The sequence below is a fragment of the Loktanella sp. 3ANDIMAR09 genome (genome assembly GCF_001420005.1).
Classification (GTDB): domain Bacteria; phylum Pseudomonadota; class Alphaproteobacteria; order Rhodobacterales; family Rhodobacteraceae; genus Loktanella.
On record NZ_LJAK01000005.1, the window covers coordinates 107,938 to 125,944 of the forward strand.

At 63.1% G+C, this 18,007-nt stretch carries 15 protein-coding genes; 9 read left to right on the forward strand and 6 right to left on the reverse strand.

Annotation, left to right across the window (positions count from 1 at the left end; genetic code table 11):
* Positions 1-2 precede the first annotated feature (2 nt).
* The 3 genes from moaA to AN189_RS09495 are packed head-to-tail and all read left to right on the forward strand — an operon-like array spanning position 3 to position 3,312.
* Complete coding sequence (gene moaA, locus AN189_RS09485) at positions 3-1,007, forward strand: GTP 3',8-cyclase MoaA (protein ID WP_056034630.1); 1,005 nt, start codon at positions 3-5, stop codon at positions 1,005-1,007.
* Positions 1,007-2,275, forward strand: a complete 1,269-nt coding sequence (locus tag AN189_RS09490) for a 3-deoxy-D-manno-octulosonic acid transferase (protein WP_157057439.1) — start codon at positions 1,007-1,009, stop codon at positions 2,273-2,275. Before moaA ends, AN189_RS09490 begins: the two co-directional genes overlap by 1 nt.
* A complete protein-coding gene (locus tag AN189_RS09495) occupies positions 2,272-3,312 on the forward strand; it encodes a glycosyltransferase family 4 protein (RefSeq protein WP_056034636.1) in 1,041 nt (346 codons plus the stop codon). Before AN189_RS09490 ends, AN189_RS09495 begins: the two co-directional genes overlap by 4 nt.
* 74 nt (positions 3,313-3,386) lie before the next feature.
* Here the strand turns inward: AN189_RS09495 and AN189_RS09500 are convergent, their stop codons facing one another.
* From AN189_RS09500 to AN189_RS09515, 4 genes are read right to left on the reverse strand one after another with little or no spacing between them, the layout of a single operon-like run.
* The gene (locus AN189_RS09500) at positions 3,387-4,550 is read right to left on the reverse strand and encodes a M20 aminoacylase family protein (protein ID WP_056034638.1); all 1,164 of its coding nucleotides are present in this window, start codon (positions 4,548-4,550) and stop codon (positions 3,387-3,389) included.
* 52 nt (positions 4,551-4,602) lie between these two features.
* Entirely contained in the window at positions 4,603-5,943 is a 1,341-nt protein-coding gene (locus AN189_RS09505; RefSeq protein ID WP_056034641.1) for an FAD-binding oxidoreductase, read from the reverse strand.
* Complete coding sequence (gene argE / locus AN189_RS09510) at positions 5,940-7,100, reverse strand: acetylornithine deacetylase (RefSeq protein ID WP_056034644.1); 1,161 nt, start codon at positions 7,098-7,100, stop codon at positions 5,940-5,942. Before argE ends, AN189_RS09505 begins: the two co-directional genes overlap by 4 nt.
* A gap of 49 nt (positions 7,101-7,149) precedes the next feature.
* Positions 7,150-7,953 carry a hypothetical protein gene (locus AN189_RS09515; protein ID WP_056035033.1) on the reverse strand — a complete coding sequence of 268 codons (804 nt, stop codon included), beginning with the start codon at positions 7,951-7,953 and terminating at the stop codon, positions 7,150-7,152.
* Between the two features lie 191 nt (positions 7,954-8,144).
* Here AN189_RS09515 and AN189_RS09520 point away from each other — a divergent pair, with 191 nt between their 5' ends.
* The 6 genes from AN189_RS09520 (at position 8,145) to AN189_RS09545 (ending at position 15,349) form a co-directional block, all read left to right on the forward strand.
* Entirely contained in the window at positions 8,145-9,143 is a 999-nt protein-coding gene (locus AN189_RS09520) for an ABC transporter ATP-binding protein (RefSeq protein ID WP_056034647.1), read from the forward strand.
* Positions 9,133-10,170: an ABC transporter ATP-binding protein gene (locus AN189_RS09525; protein WP_056034650.1), complete on the forward strand. Its 1,038-nt coding sequence runs from the start codon at positions 9,133-9,135 to the stop codon at positions 10,168-10,170. The genes AN189_RS09520 and AN189_RS09525 overlap by 11 nt, the downstream gene beginning before the upstream one ends.
* A 3-nt stretch (positions 10,171-10,173) precedes the next feature.
* Positions 10,174-11,898, forward strand: coding sequence for a peptide ABC transporter substrate-binding protein (locus AN189_RS09530; protein ID WP_056034653.1), 1,725 nt, complete (start codon positions 10,174-10,176; stop codon positions 11,896-11,898).
* 72 nt (positions 11,899-11,970) lie between these two features.
* Complete coding sequence (locus AN189_RS09535) at positions 11,971-12,978, forward strand: ABC transporter permease (RefSeq protein WP_056034656.1); 1,008 nt, start codon at positions 11,971-11,973, stop codon at positions 12,976-12,978.
* Complete coding sequence (locus AN189_RS09540; RefSeq protein WP_056034659.1) at positions 12,971-13,945, forward strand: ABC transporter permease; 975 nt, start codon at positions 12,971-12,973, stop codon at positions 13,943-13,945. Before AN189_RS09535 ends, AN189_RS09540 begins: the two co-directional genes overlap by 8 nt.
* Positions 13,946-13,996: 51 nt before the next feature.
* Positions 13,997-15,349: an MATE family efflux transporter gene (locus AN189_RS09545; RefSeq protein WP_056034662.1), complete on the forward strand. Its 1,353-nt coding sequence runs from the start codon at positions 13,997-13,999 to the stop codon at positions 15,347-15,349.
* Between the two features lie 54 nt (positions 15,350-15,403).
* Here the strand turns inward: AN189_RS09545 and AN189_RS09550 are convergent, their stop codons facing one another.
* Both AN189_RS09550 and AN189_RS09555 read right to left on the reverse strand, forming a co-directional pair.
* A complete protein-coding gene (locus AN189_RS09550) occupies positions 15,404-16,684 on the reverse strand; it encodes a DUF3422 family protein (protein ID WP_056034666.1) in 1,281 nt (426 codons plus the stop codon).
* Positions 16,685-16,829: 145 nt separating this feature from the next.
* A complete protein-coding gene (locus AN189_RS09555) occupies positions 16,830-17,996 on the reverse strand; it encodes a type III PLP-dependent enzyme (RefSeq protein ID WP_056035036.1) in 1,167 nt (388 codons plus the stop codon).
* Positions 17,997-18,007 lie beyond the last annotated feature (11 nt).

Here is an 18,007-nt window from a genome sequence, read left to right on the forward strand (position 1 = left end):
GCATGAATGCACCGTTGATCGACCCTTTCGCCCGCGCCATCCGCTATCTGCGTGTTTCCGTCACGGACCGCTGCGATTTCCGCTGCGTCTACTGCATGTCGGAAAACATGACCTTTCTGCCGAAAAAGGAACTGCTCACGCTCGAAGAACTCGACCGCATGTGCAGTGCCTTTGTGCGCCTCGGCGTGGAAAAGCTGCGGATCACCGGCGGCGAACCACTGGTGCGCCGGGACATCATGACGTTCTTCCGCTCCATGTCGCGCCACCTCGACAGCGGTGCGCTCAAGGAACTGACGCTGACCACCAACGGCAGCCAGCTCGCACGGTTCGCCGACGACCTCTATGCCGCGGGCGTGCGCCGCGTGAATGTCAGCCTTGATACGCTGGACGAGGCGAAATTTGCCCGCGTCACCCGCTGGGGCCGCCTGCCCCAGGTGTTGCGCGGCATCGACGCCGCGCAAAAGGCCGGTCTGCGGGTGAAACTGAATGCCGTCGCCCTCAAGGATTTCAACGAGGACGAGCTGTTCACCCTCACCAGCTGGTGCGCCAGCCGTGACATCGACCTGACCTTCATCGAGGTCATGCCCATGGGTGACATCGGCAACGAGGACCGAATCGGCCAATACTGGTCGCTCAAGGATCTGCGCAGCCAGTTGGCGCAGCATTACACCGTCACGGACCTGCCCTTGTCCACCGGCGGCCCGGCCCGATACGTGCAGCTGGAAGAAACCGGTCAGAAAATCGGTTTCATCACGCCGCTGTCCCATAATTTCTGCGAATCCTGCAACCGCGTGCGGATCACCTGCACCGGCGAAATCTACACCTGCCTGGGTCAAGAGGGTCATTCCGACCTGCGTGGCCCGCTACGGTCGTCCGAATCGGATTCGGTGCTGGAGGACGCGATCCGCGCCGCCATCGCGCTCAAACCCAAGGGCCATGATTTCGACTACTCCCGCCAAGAGGTCGACGGTCAGGTGTCGCGCCACATGAGCCATACCGGCGGCTGATGCGCCCGCCGTTTCTGCTGCGCGCCTACGCCGGGTTCGCGTCCCTTGCGGTGCCCGTCTTGCAGCGCAGGCTGATCCACAAACTGACAGATCAGGGCGTCACCCCCGCCCGCGCCCGCGAACGCACAGGCCAGGCCACGCAGCCCCGGCCTGAGGGCAGCTTGATCTGGTTTCATGGCGCATCCGTCGGCGAAACACTGTCGATCCTGCCGCTGATCGACGCGCTGCACGCACAGCGCCCCGCATTGAGCGTCCTCGTCACCTCTGGCACGGCGACATCAGCCGAGATCCTGGCGCGCCGCCTGCCCGCCCGTGCGATCCACCAGTTCGCGCCACTTGATAGCCCTGCCGTCCTGCGCCGTTTTCACGCGCAGTGGCGACCCGATCTGGCCGTGCTGATCGAATCGGAAATCTGGCCCAACATGATCCGGTCCTGTGCAGACCGCGCCGTGCCGCTCGTGCTGCTGAACGCCCGCCTGTCCGACCGTTCCGTCAAACGCTGGCGACAGCTTGGCGCCCCTGCCTGGTGGTTGCTGGATCAATTCGCATTGATTATCGCCCAGACCGAGGCCACGGCGCAGAACCTGCGCAGCCTGGGTGCAGCACGTGTTCAGGTGGGGGCCAACCTCAAGGCGGCAGCAACACCTGCACCGGGTGACCCAGACTTGCAGGCCGCAATGGAAACCGCACTTGCCGGTCGCCCTCGCTGGCTGGCCGCCTCGACCCATACAGGCGAGGACGCGCCCCTCCTCGATGCGCATGTCGCCCTGCGCGCGCGACATCCTGACCTGTGCCTCATCCTTGCACCGCGCCACCCGGACCGCGCGGACGAGATCGCGACCCTCGCCCGACAGCGCGGTCTGACCGTCACCCGCCGCAGCGCCGGGGACGCGCCCACCGGTGACGTCTATCTTGCCGATACGCTGGGCGAGATGGGAACATGGTATCGCCTGTCGCCTGTCACCTTTATTGCCGGATCATTCGGCGATGCAGGCGGTCACAACCCGTGGGAGGCCTGCACAGGCACCGCTATCCTGCACGGACCTCAGGTCGCGAATTGCGCAGCGGACTATGCGACGCTGAACGCGGCAGGTGGCGCGCGCGCCGTGACACCGGACACTTTGGCACGGACCTTGGACAATCTGCTGACCGGCAACGCCGCACAGCCCATGGCCAATGCCGCAATTGCCTGTAAACAGGCGCAGGGCGACGGCACCGCCGACCTCGCCCGCAGCCTGCTGTCGCTGACCAAGGACCACGCCCCATGACCGACGCCAACACCGTGCAGGTGATCGCCCCGAACCTGAAAAAGCGATATTCCGGCGTGACCTCGACCGTTCTGCGTCTGGTGCCGTTGCAGGCCCGGGACATCGCCATCGCCAGCGTCGGGCCAAAGCTGCCGCCGGACATCCCGCAGATCCGCATCCGCGATCTGTTCACCATGCGCCGCCGCCCCCGTGTCTGGCACGCACGTCGCAATAACGAGATGCTGGCGGGCCTTGCGTTGAAACATATCCTGCGCCAGCCGCTGAAACTGATGTTCACATCCGCCGCACAGCGCGATCATTCGGGCTATACCAAATGGCTGATCGGCAAACAGGACGCACTGGTCGCGACCTCTGCCCGGTCCGCGTCATTTCTGAGGCGCGACGCGCAAGTGATCCACCACGGCATCGACACCGATCATTTTTGCCCCGCCGATGACCGCGCGGCCCTGCGCGCGCGGCTGAACCTGCCTGTGGACGCGACATTGCTCGGCTGCTTTGGCCGCATCCGTCCGTCCAAGGGCAACGACCTGTTCATCGACGCGATGATTGCCCTGCTGCCGCATTTCCCGAACGCCCATGCGGTCATGATGGGTGGCGTCACGGAACACTTCAAAGGTTTCATGGACGACCTGCGCGCCCGCGTTGCCGCATCAAGCGTGGCCGACCGCATCCATATCCTGCCAGAGGACCCCGGCTGGACCATCGCGCCATGGTTTCAGGCGATCGACCTCTATATCGCACCACAACGCAACGAAGGGTTCGGCCTGACCCCGCTCGAGGCGATGGCCTGCGGCGTGCCCTGCATCGCCACCCGCACCGGCGCATTCGAGGAGATCGTGGCGGACGGCGAAACCGGCACCCTGATTGACACCGAAGATTACCCGGCGCTGGAAAAAGCCATACAATCGGCCCTGGCCGATCCGGACATGTTGCGCCGCTGGTCGGCCAACTGCCGCCCGCGCGCCGTAAACGGATTTCGCATCGCGGATGAGGCCGCACAGCTGATCGCGATCTACCGCGACCTGCTGCACGATTGATCGTCCGGGGATGGGGGCGCTGCCCCCGGACCTGCGGTCCTCCCCCGGGATATTTTCAAAACAGCGATTGCTTGTCAGGCAGCCGGCATCCGGCGTTCCACGATTTCGGCCCACCAGGAACATCCCGCCGGGATCACGGCATCATCGAAATTGTATTCCGGGTGGTGGACGCTGGCCGTATCGCCGTTGCCCACGAGAATATAGGCGCCGGGGCGTTCCTCGAGCATGAAGGCGAAATCCTCGCCGCCCATGACCAGAGGCGCATCATCGCAGCTGCCGGACACCGCGCGTGCGACGTCGGCGGCAAATGCGGTCTGTTCGTCGTGGTTCACCATGCAAGGATAGCCCTTGTGGTAGGTCACCTCGGCCTGCGCGCCAAAGGTGGCCGCCGTCCCCTGGCAGATCGCGGTCAGCCTTTGTTCGGCCAGCGCGCGCATCTGGGCGGACATGGTGCGCACGGTGCCGCGCAGATGCACCCGCTGGGCGATGACGTTATAGGCCTTGGACGAGCTCTCGATCGAGGTGACGGAAACGACGACCTGATCGACCGGGTCCGCGTTGCGGCTGGCGATGGATTGCAGCGCCGTCACGCAATGTGCGGCGACAAGCGTGCTGTCCACGGTTTCATGGGGTTTGGCGGCATGTCCGCCCTTGCCTTCGATCACCACGTCGAACTGGTCCGTGGCGGCAAAAAACGCACCGGGCCGGATGGCAAAGCTGCCGACAGGGCGGCCGGGCCAGTTATGCATGCCGTAGACCTCGTCGATGTTCCAGCGGTCCATCAGACCGTCCTCGCACATCTCGCGTCCGCCGCCGCCGCCTTCTTCGGCGGGTTGGAAAATGACCACCACGGTCCCGTCAAAGTTGCGGGTCTCTGCCAGGTATTGCGCGGCCCCCAGGAGCATCGCGGTATGTCCGTCGTGGCCACAGGCGTGCATGGCACCCGGTGTCTTGGACGCATAGTCCAACCCGGTCGCCTCATGGATAGGCAGTGCATCCATGTCGGCGCGCAAGCCGATGACTTTGCCTGATTTATCGCTGTTGCCCTTGATCACGCCAACAACGCCAGTCCGCCCGATCCCGGTCACGACCTCATCACAACCGATCGCGGTCAAACGGTCGGCCACCACCTGCGCGGTGCGGTGTGTTTCAAACAGGATCTCGGGGTGCTGGTGCAGGTCACGGCGGATCGCGGTGATGTCGTCGTGCAGTTCGGCAAAGCGGTTCTTGACGGGCATGATATATCTCCTTTGGGTTGATCCTGTCACCCCTGCGCAGCCCCTGCAAGCATCACAGGTTCGGTCCCAGCACCAGGCGCGAACCATCGCTGAACCGTGACAGGCGAAAGCGGCTGATGTCGTGGCCTGCATCATTGCCTTGCGCCAGATCCGCAACGATACGCCCCATCGCAGGTCCGATGCCGAACCCATGGCCGCACATGCCGGTGCAGATGGTCAGGCCCGGAATGGTGTCCGCGTGATCCACGACCGGCACCACATCGGGCATCACGTCGATCATCCCCGCCCAGGCTTGCGCAATTTTCACCTCGCCCAGGCCCGGAAAGGTCGTGGCAAAATCGCGGGCCAGCCGTTTGACCCGGGCCGCATTGGGCCGCGGGTCGAGGACACGCATCGCCTCGAACGGGCTGGCACAATCGCCGGACCATTGCCGCCGGGTCCCCCAGGCATCCGGAAAGCCCTTTGGTGCAAATGGCTTGTAGGACGTACCCAGCGGGTCCTTGATCAGCTGCCGTGCGAATCCGCCAAAGGCGCGGAACGCGTCCGGCCCCACGAACAATTCGTGAAATCCCGCAGGCGCAAGGCTGAAGCCACCATCGCGGCGCTTGCGCCAGGCCAGCCGGTCGTCGACGGCCCCACCGGGGTTTACATCCCCCAGCGGCACGGTCGCAGCGACCGTTGCCCGCACCGACAGCTGCGGAATGCCGATCCCGTGGTTGCGCAGAAACAGGGACGACCAGGCCCCGCCGGCCAGGACCACGCGCTTGCAGGCGATCAGCCCGGCCTCGGTCATCACGCCGGTGACACGTCCGCCGGACAGATCAAGCGTCCGCGCCGCGCAATTTTCAATGATGACAGCGCCCGCATCCCGTGCCGCGCGGGCAAAGGCAGGGACCGTGACCCAGGGTTCTGCGCGGTAATCGGTCGGTGTCCACAGCGCCCCGGCCCAGCGACGTGCGGCACCGGGTATCTGGTCTGCTACCTGATCCGACGTCAGCAGCCGCGACGACACCTGATAGGGGGCGGCCTGCGTGATCCAATCGGCATAGCGCGCCATGTCAGCGGCATCCCGCGCCAGATACAGCGTTCCGGTCTGCGCAAGGCCCACGTCGCCCGCCTCTGCCGCCAGACGCGGCCACATGGCCTGCGATTCCAGCATGATCGGCAATTCGGCGATGTCGCGGCCCTGTGCGCGAATCCAGCCCCAGTTGCGACTGGATTGTTCGCCCGCGACACGGCCCTTTTCCAGCAGGACGCAAGGAACGCCCGCGCGGGCCAACTCCCAGGCCGTCATCACGCCGATGATGCCGCCGCCGATGACCACGACCTCGGTCTGGTTGGGCAGGTCTGCCGCAAATTGCTGCGGTGTGGCCGCCGTGACCGGACCCATCATCGCGCCAGATCGTCGATCAGACGCGCGATGAACGCCTCGCCCTTGGCGAATTGGTCGCAGCTGATGAATTCATTGGGCTGGTGGGCCTGGGCAATGTCACCCGGTCCCACGACGCAGGCCGAATAGCCCCGTTCCTGAAACTGGCCGGCCTCCGTGCCGTAGCTGACGACATGGGTGGCATTGTCGCCGGTCAGACGGCGCGCCAGCGCCTCGGCGCGGCCTGCGGTCTCTGGTGCCAGCCCCGGCAGGCCGAAATATTCAACGACCGTGATCCGGGTGGTGGGCTGAATGGCCTGCATCTCGGCCTCGATCCTTTTGACTTCGTTCAGGAAAAGCTGACGCCAATGATCGACGTCCTCGCCGGGGACCACGCGAAAGGTCATGTCGAACCGGCAGTCCTTGGCGGTGATGTTATGCGCGGTGCCGCCGGCAATTTCACCCACATGCGCGGTGGTATAGGGCGGATCGAATGCAGCAGCGAGCGTGCTGGGCGTGGCCTGCGCGCGTTCCGCGTTCAGCTGGTTGGCCCAGTCGATCAGACGCGCGCCCTGCATGATCGCGCTGACACCTTCGTGGATGCGCGAAGAGTGGATTTCAAAGCCCTGAACATGAACGGAAAATCCGATTCCACCCTTGTGCGCGGTGACCACCTGCATCATCGACGGCTCGCCCACAAGCACCGTATCGGCGCGCGGCAGACCGTGGCTGACCATGTGGTCGATCATCGGCGGCGCACCCAGGCAGCCAACCTCTTCGTCATAGGACAGCGCAATCTGCAACGGCCGCTTGATCCCGCGCGCCAGGGCCAGCGGCACAGCCGACAGCGCCAACGCATCGAACCCTTTCATGTCGCATGTCCCGCGCCCAAAGAGCCGCCCGTCGCGTTCCGTCACCACAAAAGGGTCGGTGTCCCAAGCCTGCCCGTCAACCGGCACCACATCCGTGTGCCCCGACAGCACGACACCACCATCCACCGCTGGGCCGATATGGGCATAAAGCGCGGCCTTGGTCCCGTCCGCATTTGGCACCCGGACAGGTTCCACACCATAGCCGCGCAAATAATCCTCAACAAAATCAATCAGGTCCAAGTTGCTGTCACGGCTGATGGTGGGATAGCTCACGAGGCGATCCAGCAGGTCTCTTGCGGTCAGTGTCATGGGGGGCTCCGGTCTGGTCAGGGCATCCTGAACCCGGCCCCGGACATATTCAAGGCCGCCAGTGCTCGCCCACCCACGGGGCCGGACGGATATAATGCCGCAGATAGCGCCACAGACTGCCCGACCGATCACGCTGACCGATCGCGCGCAGATGCGCCAGCGGGCTGCGCGGCGGGACAGCATCGCTCCACCGTCCGTCAATCGCGTCCTGCGGATTGAGGTGCCCGGCAAAAATGACGATTCGCGCGCCCTTGGGCAGCTTGGGCGGCAGGACATAGTTCAGCGGAAACGGCCTGCGGCAATCGCGCCGGAAATGGGCCACCCATCCGTCAGGAAAGAATTTCACGCCACCCGGCGCATTGCGGGTCACGAACCGCTGTTCATAGCGGTATTCCTCGGCGATGCCCTGCGGGTCGGACTTGAATTGGTCCTGCAACGGCTTCAGTCCACCGGCCATGAACCGGAACACCGAGGTCTGACCCAGCTTTTCGAAAACGACCACCCGGTTGCGTGTCAGAATCACATCCTCCGGCGCACCCGCCTCAAAGAACGAATCCAGCGATCCCGTCACGATCACATCGAGGTCCAGAAACAGCACGGGGCCCTGCAGATCGCCCAACGCCGCCCCCCACAGCCGCGATTTCGGCCAAATTCCCGTCTTGGCCTTGGGAATCTCATAGTCGATTTCTGGCAGGGGCTGGCAGTCGACCTCTGCGCGAATATTTTCGGGATTGTCACAAAAACACGTGAAACGAAAAGGCGGGGTGATATTCCGCGCAACCATACCATAAAGGCGATTGATATACAGCGGCCCGTATTTCGTACCCCAATTGATACATATCACTTGCTTCATCTTGTGCCCTCGCCTGCGGTTTGTGCCCTTATCGCGCGACAGGCCCGCGGTGACCAGCCACCCGATCCGCATCCGCGTCAAGCAACCTTTGGCACTTGCGAGGGGAAATTTTCTTGTTACCGTTCTGGTTGTCGACGGACCGCGCCAATGACGGACCGCGATCAACCATATCGAACCAGGGAGGTTCGCCCATGCCCAACGGGGCGCAGGCTGTGCTTGATGTGCAGGGCCTTACGACTGTTTTCAAAACCCGCGGTGGCGAAGTCCACGCGGTCAATGACGTGAGCTTTGACCTCAAGGCGGGTGAACTGCTGGGCGTTGTCGGCGAAAGCGGATCGGGTAAATCCGTCACCATGATGTCGCTGCTGGGCCTGTTGCCCTCGCCGCCGGCGGATGTGCGCGCAGGCACCGTGACATTCGAGGGGCAAAACCTGCTGAATGTCAGCGATGACGATTTGCGCCGTGTGCGTGGGGGCCGGATCGGGTTTGTGTTCCAGGACCCGATGACATCGCTCAACCCGGTGTTCACCGTGGGCTATCAGATCATGGAACCGCTGCGCACCCACATGGGGCTGACCAAACAGGCTGCCCGCGCCCGCGCGCAGGAATTGCTGGAACTGGTCGGTATTCCGGGTGCGGCCCAACGGCTGTCGGATTATCCGCACCAGTTTTCCGGCGGGATGCGCCAGCGCGTGATGATCGCCATCGCACTGGCCTGCGATCCCAAGGTGCTGATCGCGGACGAGCCGACAACCGCGCTGGATGTGACCATTCAGGCGCAGATCATCGAATTGATGAAGGAACTGCGCGACAAACTGGGCATGGCCGTCATCTGGATCACCCACGATCTGGGTGTCATCGCAGGCATCGCCGACCGCGTGATGGTCATGTATGGCGGTCAGGTCGTCGAACAGGCCCCGGTCAAAGAGCTGTTTCAGAACCCCCAGCATCCCTATACCCGCGCCCTGCTGACGACGATCCCCAAGATTTCAGAGGAACGCGCGCGCCGGTTGACCATCATCGAAGGCCAGCCGCCCATTCTGTCTGCGGCCCCCACCGCCTGTTCGTTCCGCGATCGCTGCGATGTGGCACAGCCGCGCTGCGCGCAGGCCAATCCGCCGCGCTATGACTTTGGCGCGGGCCATGATGCCGCCTGTTTCGTCGCAAAGGACGCCCATGATGCTGGATGACAACAGCCCACTGGTCCGCATCCGCGACCTGCAGATGCATTTTCCGATCTATTCGGGCCTGTTCCGCCGCCAGACCGGCGCGGTCAAGGCCGTGGACGGCGTCAGTTTCGACATTCAGCGCGGTGAAACTCTCGGTCTTGTGGGCGAATCCGGTTGCGGCAAATCCACCTGTGGCCGCGCCGTGTTGCGCCTGTATGACATCACCGGCGGCAGCGTGGAAATCGACGGTGTCGAAATCAGCCAGACCAGCCAATCCGACCTGCGCGCAATGCGCCCGACCATGCAGATGGTGTTTCAGGACCCGCAGGCGTCGCTCAATCCGCGCATGACAGTCGAGGCGATCATCCGCGAACCGCTGGACGAACACACCTCGATGTCCAGGGACGAAAAGGCCGCCAAGGTGGCTGAACTGATGGACGCTGTGGGCCTGAACCGCGCCTTTGCGAAACGCTATCCGCACGCCTTTTCCGGCGGTCAGCGGCAGCGCATCGGCATCGCCCGCGCATTGGCCCTGAACCCGAAATTCATCGTCTGCGACGAACCCATCGCCGCCCTCGACGTATCGATCCAGGCGCAGGTGGTGAACCTGCTGGAGGATCTGCAGGAACAATTCGGCCTGACCTATCTGTTCATCAGTCACGACCTGTCGATGGTGCGCCATATCGCGAACCGCATCGCGGTCATGTATCTGGGCAAGGTCGTCGAACTGGCCCCGCGCGGGCCGCTCTATGACGTGCCGCTGCATCCCTATACCCGCGCGCTCTTGTCCGCTGTCCCCGAACCCGACCCGTCCAAGGCACAGACCCGCCAGCGTGTCGTGCTGCAAGGCGACGTGCCATCCCCCGCCAACCCGCCACAGGGTTGCAATTTCTGTACCCGATGCCCTGCCGTCATGGACGTGTGCAAACGCATCGACCCGACTTTTCAAGAGGTGGAACCAGGCCGTTTCGTGGCTTGCCACCTCTATGAAAACCACGCCTCAGAGACCGAAAAGGCCGAGGCACATGCAAACCAACAAGGGAGTTAAAGCATGAAAATGAAGACAATTCTGCTGGGCGCGATTGCGACCATGGGCACAGCGCCCATGGTGCATGCCGATGCCCACGAAGGCGAGCGTGGCCGCGACGGCCAGGTCAACATCATCTATTGGCAAGCGCCATCCATCATGAACCCGTTCCTGTCGGGCGGCACCAAGGACGTCGAGGCCGCATCGCTGGTTCTCGAACCCCTGATGCGGTTCAACGAAACGGGCGAAATCGTGCCATGGCTCGTGGACGAAGTGCCCACAGTCGAAAACGGTGGCGTGGCCGAGGATCTGACCTCGATCACCTATAAAATTACCGAAGGCATCACATGGTCCGACGGCACGCCGTTCACCTCTGCCGACGTGAAATTCACCTATGACTACTGCACCGCAGAAGGCGGCGGTTGCGCACAGGCAACCAAATTCGACGGCATCACCAGCGTCGAAACCCCCGATGATCTGACGGTCATCGTGAACTTTGCCGCAGCGACACCCTACCCCTATTCGGCGTTCAACGGCGCGGAAAGCCCGATCATCCAGGCCGCCCAATTCGCGGATTGCCTGGGGCCAAAGGCACCGGAATGCACCGACCAGAACTTTATGCCCATCGGCACGGGCCCGTTCGTCGTGACGGATTTCCGCACCAACGACGTGATCCAGTTCGAGGCAAACCCGAACTACCGTGACGCGAACAAGCCCGCGTTCCAGACTGTCACGCTCAAGGGTGGCGGCGATGCAACCGCCGCTGGCCGTGCCGTCATGGAAACCGGCGAATTCGACTACGCCTGGAACCTGCAGCTGGCCCCCGACGTGATCGCCCAGATGCAAGAAGGCGGTCAGGGCATGCCCGTCGCCGGTTTCGGCACGCTGGTCGAACGCATCATGCTGAACAACACCAACCCCGATCCGTCCCTGTCTGACGCAGAGCGTTCGGTCATCCGTCCGCACCCGTTCCTGGGCGATCCGGCCGTGTTCAACGCGCTGTCAATGGCGATCGACCGTCCGCTGCTGGTCGAAGTCGGCTACGGTCAGGCCGGTCGTGTGACATGCAACTGGGTGCCGGCACCTGATCTTTATGCGTCTGAGTCCATGACCTGTGATACGCAGGACATCGAAGGTGCCAAGGCCATGCTCGAAGAGGCAGGCTATGTCGACACCGATGGTGACGGCGTGCGCGAAACCCCCGATGGCGTGCCGATGGCGATGCTGTTCCAGTCCTCGACCAACGCTGTTCGTCAGGACTTTCAGGCGCTGATCAAGGATTGGTGGGAACAGATCGGCCTGTCGGTCGAACTGCGCAACATCGACAGCTCTGTGTTCTTTGGTGGTGATCCGGGTTCGCCCGATACCTTCCAGAAGTTCATGGCTGACGTGCAGATGTACGCCAACAACTTCCCCGGCACCGACCCGCAGGCCTATCTGGGCAACGGCAAGTGCGACGCGGCCCCCACACCTGACACACAGTGGCAGGGTGAAAACATCAGTCGTTTCTGCATGGAAGAATACGACGCCCTGCACGCAGAGCTGACCCAGACTGCCGACCTGAACGAGCGTGGCCGCATCGCCCGCGAACTCAACGACATGGCGGTCCAGAACGGCATGATGATCCCGCTGGTGGATCGTGGTCGTCTGTCCGCCCATGCCAACAGCCTCGGCGGCGTGGTTCTGAACACATGGGATTCGGAACTGTGGAACGTCGCGGACTGGTATCGCACCGGCGACAACCGCTGAACCTGACAATCGGGCGGGCCACGCGGGCCCGCCCACCCTTAACAAAGACACTTAGCCAAGGCGTTTGACATCATGCTGACCTACACCTTCCGCAGGTTACTGATCTCCATTCCGACGCTTTTGCTGATCGCCTTTGTGATCTTCATGCTGCTGGAACTGGCCCCCGGTGACCCGATGGCATCAATGCCGCTGACCATTCCGGCAGAGGTCAAACAGCAGATGCGCGAGGCGCTGGGACTGGGGGAACCCTGGTGGGTCCGCTTTCCGCTGTGGCTCAAACAGTTCTTTATCGTAGAACCAGCCTATTGGATCGACAGCGCATTCGGCACGTCGCTGGCAGAGGGTCAGCAACGCATCATCAGTTTCCAGTCGCGCAGCCCGGTGTTCGACACCATCGCTCAGCGCCTGCCCCAGACGCTGTGGGTTGTCGGCATGTCCTATGTCGTGGGCGTGCTGATCGCCTTGCCCGTCGGTATCATCAGCGCCTACCGGCAATATTCGGTGTTCGATCAGGCCGGCACATTCGTGTCGATGATCGGCTTTTCCGTGCCGCCGTTCTTTTCGGGCGTGCTCCTGATCGTGATCTTTTCCGTGTCGCTCGGCTGGTTGCCGTCAATCTATGACACCACCCATCAGGTCCGCGACTGGAACAGCTTCGTGTTCCAGCTGAAACAGATGGTCATGCCGGTCATGGTGCTGGCGCTGCAGACCACCGCCCAGATCAGCCGCTACATGCGCGCCGCCATGCTGGACAACCTCGGTCAGGACTACGTCCGCACCGCCCGCGCCAAGGGCCTGAGCGAGAGCGTCGTCGTTCTGCGCCACGTGCTGCGCAATTCCATGATCCCGGTCATCACCGTGATTGCACTGGGAATCCCCAGCATCTTTGGCGGAGCCATCATCACCGAACAGATCTTCAAGGTGAACGGCTTGGGGCAACTGTTGATCATCGCGCTGCAGGGCAACGATATCCCGATGGTCATGACGCTGACCTTCCTGTTCGCGGTGCTGATCGTCCTGTTCAACCTGATAGCCGACGTGCTGTACGGCGTTTTTGATCCAAGGATCCGTTATGACTGATCGCACAGCCAACCCTGCACTGCCCGCAGGCGACCCGACCCCCGTGGCCCCGGTCAAGGACCGCAACCAATGGTGGGACGTCTGGGACCAGTTCCGCAGTCACAAGGGGGCAATGGCGGGCCTGATCTTTTTGCTGGGCATCACGCTGTTTTGCCTGATCGGTCCGTGGCTGTGGGGTCTGGACCCGGCCAAGCTGGATATCCGCAACAAGGACCTCCGCCCGATCATCAACGCGTTGTGGGGTGCGGAAAACGTGTCTTGGGCGCATCCCTTTGGCACGGACAACCTGGGCCGGGACATCATGGCGCAGACCATGCAGGGCGGGCGGATCAGCCTCGCCGTAGGCTGGACCGCGATGATCCTTGCAATCCTGATTGGCACCTTCGTCGGTGTGATCGCAGGCTATTTCCCGCGCCTCGACGGCGTGCTGATGCGCCTGACCGACCTGTTCCTTGCCCTGCCTCTGCTGCCGCTTCTGCTCGTCATGATGCTGCTGTTTCGCGATCCGCTGCGCGCGGCCTTTGGCCCCGAACAAGGCATCTTTATCCTGATCGTCATCGGCATCGGCATCACAAGCTGGATGCAGACCGCCCGCATCGTGCGTGGCGACGTGCTGGCGCTGAAGGAACGCGAATACGTCCTTGCAGCGCGGTCCATCGGCACACCCAGCCGCCGCGTCATCACGCGCCACCTGCTGCCCAACGTGCTGTCACCCATCATGGTCAGCGCGACGCTGGGCCTTGCCACCGCGATCATCACCGAATCCGCGATCTCGTTTCTTGGCCTCGGGTTTCCGCCCGATTACCCGACATGGGGCAAATTGCTGGCGGACGCCGTGCCCCGCATGGTCAGTTTCCCCGAACGCGTGGTCTGGCCGGGCCTTGCCATCTCCTTGACAGTTCTGGCGGTGAACTACATCGGTGACGGGCTGCGCGACGCACTAGACCCTCGCATCAGGGGTTTGTAACACCACCGATCCCCGACCCTGGGCATTGGCACTGCGGTTGAGGGATCAGACATGAGCACCGACAAGAGCGATCTGACCACCGGTCCCGTCTGGCGCGCGCTGGCACGGCTGTCGGCACCGATGGTGATCGGCATCCTTGCCACCTTGTCCGTGGGCCTTGCGGACGCCTATTTCCTGGGCCAGCTCGGTGGCGCGCCACTTGCCGCCGTCGGCTATATTTACCCCGTCACGGCCGCGATCACCTCGCTGTCGATCGGACTGAGTGCAGGGTCCAACGCCACGGTCAGCCAGGCCATCGGTGCCAGGAATACCGAACGCGACCCGACCCGTATCGGCCTGCATGCCGTGGGCCTGGGTGTCAGCCTCGCGCTGCTGGTCGCCGTGATCACCTATGTGGGCTACCCCGCCCTGTTCCGCCTGATCGGCGCGCGCGAGGCCGCGATGACCGAAATCGCGCTGTTCATGCCGTGGTGGTGCGCGTCATTTCCGTTTCTGGTGGTGCAGATGCAGACAGGCGCGCTGTTCCGCGCGCATGGCAGCTCTGTTGCGCCAGCCGTTCTGATGACGCTCGCCGCGATCCTGAACATCAGCCTCGACCCGCTGCTGATCTTTACCGCAGGCCTCGGGACCGAGGGAGCGGCGTTGGCGACATTCCTGTCCTACGTGATTTTTGCCGTGATCTCGGTTGCCTATGCCGTTCGCACATCCATCCTCGTCTGGGTCGACAACATCGCGTGTGACCTTTGGTGGTCGCTGAAAGAGCTGACCAGGGTCGGTGCCCCCGCCGCCTTTTCCAACGCGATCAACCCAGCGGGCCTCGCAGCGGTGACCGCCGCTGTGGCGACCGTGGGCACCGAGGCCGTGGCGGGCTTTGGTGCGGCCACCCGGGTGCAGCAGATGGCGCTTGTGCCGATGCTGGCGCTGTCGTCGGGCATCGGACCTGTTGTGGGCCAGAACTGGGGTGCGGACCAACCCCACCGCGCCGCCGCCGGCGTTCAGGCGGCCCTGGCATTCTGTATCGGCTACGGTCTGCTGGTGGGTGTCGTGCTGTTCGCGTTCGGCACGGGCTTTGCCAGCTGGCTTGCATCGGACCAGACAGCGGCAGGTTACGCCGCGAGCTATATGCAGATCACGGGCTGGTCGCTCTTTGGTTACGGGTTTGTCGTCGTGGTCAACGCGGCCATGAACGCAAGGTCCAGGGCGGGCTGGTCGATGGTCCTGTCGCTGGGCCGCATCTTTGTGTTCTATCTGCCGCTGGCCTGGCTTGGTGTAAGCCTGCTGGATTTCACCGGCATTCCCATCGCGGCCTTCACCGCCAACGTCGCAGCAGCCGCCGTGAGTCTGGTGTTTGCATGGAAGGTGGGCCTGTTCCGGCCCCACAACCTGAGCGCAACATTCGCCTGACGCCCCAATTTTTCGCGAAAAATTGGACGCGACCGAATTTTCGCGAAAATTCGGCTACTCCAGATGCCTGCGCAGGCGCTTGACCATGAACCAGACCGCCAGCAGCACCAGCGGCGTCACCATGGCGGCCATCGTTGTCTTGCTGACGTCCAGCATGTCTTCCAGCGGTCCCGTCATATAGAGCACGAGGCTCACCGCGTAATAGCTGATCGCCACCGTCGACAGCCCTTCGACCGTTTTCTGCAACCGCAACTGCATGTCCGACCGCGCATCCATGCTGCGCAGCAGATCGCGGTTCTGCGCGGACCGGTCGACATCCACCCGCGTGCGCAGCAGATCCCCTGCCCGCAAGGCACGGTCACTCATCGCCTTGAGCCGCGCCTCGGTCGATTTGACCGTACGCATCGCGGGGTCAAACCGCCGCATCATGAATTCACCGAATGTCTGGCGCCCGACGTAGCGGGTTTCGCGCAGCACCTCGATCCGCTGGTTCACGATAGTCTCGTAGGCCCCCGTTGCACCGAACCGAAACGCCGATTGCGCCACGATATTCTCCAGTTCTGACGACACCCGCAGGAGGTCGTGCAGAAGTTCGGCAGGTTCGGTGACCGTGCCGCACATCTGTTCCAGCAGATTGGTCAGCCGGGCGTCGATCTGCGCCATATCGGCCCCCAGATCACGCGCCCGCGTCAGACCCAGCATCGACATCGCCTTGTAGGTCTCAATCTCGCACAACCGCTGTACCACGCGCCCCGTGCGCCGTTCTCCGGCGGCGGGCCGCGCAAAGATGGCAAACCGCATATGCCCTGCCTCGTCGATCCGGAAATCGGATGCGATGATCAACTCGCCGTCAAGCACGCGGCTGATGGCCAGGCTTTCCGGCACGAACCAGGTGTCGATCTTGTCGGTGATGCCGTCGTCGTCCTCTGACAGTTCGATCCGGATCAGGGCCGAGGTGATGCGCACCCCCGGTGCCTTGGCCAGCCAGCTTTCGGGAAACATGCCAAAGGTCGATCCGTCAAAAGGGCGTTCCGCCGTGCCGGTGCCAAAGAGGGTAAAGGTCACGAATTCCGTATGGCTTTCCCATTTCAGCAGATGCTTGCCCAGATAGCCGGAATAATGGGTGGCTCCCGGTTGCGGATGCTGCGCGCCGTGGCGGTCCAGCAGTTCGATCAGATGCGCCCGATCCGCATCGCGGTCGCGGCCCGCGGCGTTTTCAGCCGGCTTGATCGCCAGAAAGGCTGCGCGCGACGGGGCCTGCACCGCCGGAAACGGGCGGGCGTGCAATTCATTGGCCATCGCATAGCGCAGCGGGTGGTCGGCAATCGGCGGCATCGGTGATCCACTTCGAAACTGTTGTGGATCAACCTAGCGGTGTCCGCCCTTGGGTAAAGCGATAAAATGCCCGTAGCAGAACGACTTAGCGGCGCACGACTGTATACCGTGCGCCGCCATTGACGTGATGGGTCGGTGAAAACCCTTAGATCACAACCACATCCAGCGGCGGAAAGCCGTTGAACGACACGCTGGAATAGGTCGAGGTATAGGCCCCGGTGTTGCGGATCAGCACCCGGTCGCCGCTGGTCAAGGTCAGCGGCAACTGCATCGGACGCTTCTCGTACAGCACATCGGCGCTGTCACAGGACGGCCCGGCGACGATGCAGGGACCCGTCGCATCGCCGTCGCGATCGGTCTCGAACTGATAGCGGATCGCCTCGCCCTCGGTTTCGGCCAGACCCGAGAAACGGCCGATCGACAGATAGACCCAGCGGTGCACGTCGCGGTCGGATTTACGGCTGACCAGCATCACCTCGGTCACGATGACACCGGCCTCGGCCACCATGCCACGACCGGGTTCAGCCATGATCTGGGGAATATCGCCAAAGGTCTCAGTCACCAGCGCGATCACGCGACCGGCATAATCCGTCGGTGTGTCGATTGCTTCGCCGTAGAACGCGGGGAAACCACCACCGATGTTCAGCAAGGTCAGGTCGTGACCTTCCGCCTTGGCGCGTTTCCAGATGATCGACAACTGGTCCAGCGTCGGCTTCCACATCTCGGCGCGGCGGGTTTGCGAACCGACGTGGAACGACAGACCCACGGGCGACAGGCCCACCGATTTGGCGTAATCCAGCATGTCCAGCGCCATGTCGCTGTCGCAGCCGAATTTGCGCGTCAGCGGCCAGTCAGCCTCTGATGTTTCGACGATCAGGCGAATGTAGACCCGTGCGCCCGGCGCGTTTGCGGCGATCTTGTCCAGCTCTTCGGGGGCGTCGGCGGCAAACAAGGTGATTCCCGCCGCATGCGCCCATGCGATGTCCGCCGCGCGCTTGATGGTGTTGCCAAAGCTGATGATATCCGGGCCTGCACCCGCATCCAGACACATCTGGATTTCACCCTTGGACGCGGCATCGAAATGCGACCCCAGATCGGACAGGCGTTTCAGGATTTCCGGTGCAGGGTTCGCCTTGACCGCATAATGGATGTCGGCGTGGCCCAGACCCGCCTTGAGCGCGCGGTACTGTTCCGCGACCCGGTCAACATCAATGACCAGTGTCGGTTTGTCGAAATCCTGTGATGCGACCCATGTATCAAGCTTGGGTGTCGGCACGCGTGTGGGCGCAGCAGCGCCAGCAAATGCATTCATGGTCATCTCCA

What these genes read in the sequence shown, in the direction of transcription:
- AN189_RS09500 (WP_056034638.1), bottom strand. Translation starts at nt 4,550, where the DNA reads ATGCCCGTCAAGAACCGCTTTGCCGAACTGCACGACGACATCACCGCG.
- AN189_RS09520 (WP_056034647.1), top strand. Translation starts at nt 8,145, where the DNA reads ATGCCCAACGGGGCGCAGGCTGTGCTTGATGTGCAGGGCCTTACGACT.
- moaA (WP_056034630.1), top strand. Translation starts at nt 3, where the DNA reads ATGAATGCACCGTTGATCGACCCTTTCGCCCGCGCCATCCGCTATCTG.
- AN189_RS09515 (WP_056035033.1), bottom strand. Translation starts at nt 7,953, where the DNA reads ATGAAGCAAGTGATATGTATCAATTGGGGTACGAAATACGGGCCGCTG.
- AN189_RS09555 (WP_056035036.1), bottom strand. Translation starts at nt 17,996, where the DNA reads ATGAATGCATTTGCTGGCGCTGCTGCGCCCACACGCGTGCCGACACCC.
- argE (WP_056034644.1), bottom strand. Translation starts at nt 7,100, where the DNA reads ATGACACTGACCGCAAGAGACCTGCTGGATCGCCTCGTGAGCTATCCC.
- AN189_RS09545 (WP_056034662.1), top strand. Translation starts at nt 13,997, where the DNA reads ATGAGCACCGACAAGAGCGATCTGACCACCGGTCCCGTCTGGCGCGCG.
- AN189_RS09540 (WP_056034659.1), top strand. Translation starts at nt 12,971, where the DNA reads ATGACTGATCGCACAGCCAACCCTGCACTGCCCGCAGGCGACCCGACC.
- AN189_RS09530 (WP_056034653.1), top strand. Translation starts at nt 10,174, where the DNA reads ATGAAAATGAAGACAATTCTGCTGGGCGCGATTGCGACCATGGGCACA.
- AN189_RS09535 (WP_056034656.1), top strand. Translation starts at nt 11,971, where the DNA reads ATGCTGACCTACACCTTCCGCAGGTTACTGATCTCCATTCCGACGCTT.
- AN189_RS09550 (WP_056034666.1), bottom strand. Translation starts at nt 16,684, where the DNA reads ATGCCGCCGATTGCCGACCACCCGCTGCGCTATGCGATGGCCAATGAA.
- AN189_RS09490 (WP_157057439.1), top strand. Translation starts at nt 1,007, where the DNA reads ATGCGCCCGCCGTTTCTGCTGCGCGCCTACGCCGGGTTCGCGTCCCTT.
- AN189_RS09525 (WP_056034650.1), top strand. Translation starts at nt 9,133, where the DNA reads ATGCTGGATGACAACAGCCCACTGGTCCGCATCCGCGACCTGCAGATG.
- AN189_RS09505 (WP_056034641.1), bottom strand. Translation starts at nt 5,943, where the DNA reads ATGATGGGTCCGGTCACGGCGGCCACACCGCAGCAATTTGCGGCAGAC.
- AN189_RS09495 (WP_056034636.1), top strand. Translation starts at nt 2,272, where the DNA reads ATGACCGACGCCAACACCGTGCAGGTGATCGCCCCGAACCTGAAAAAG.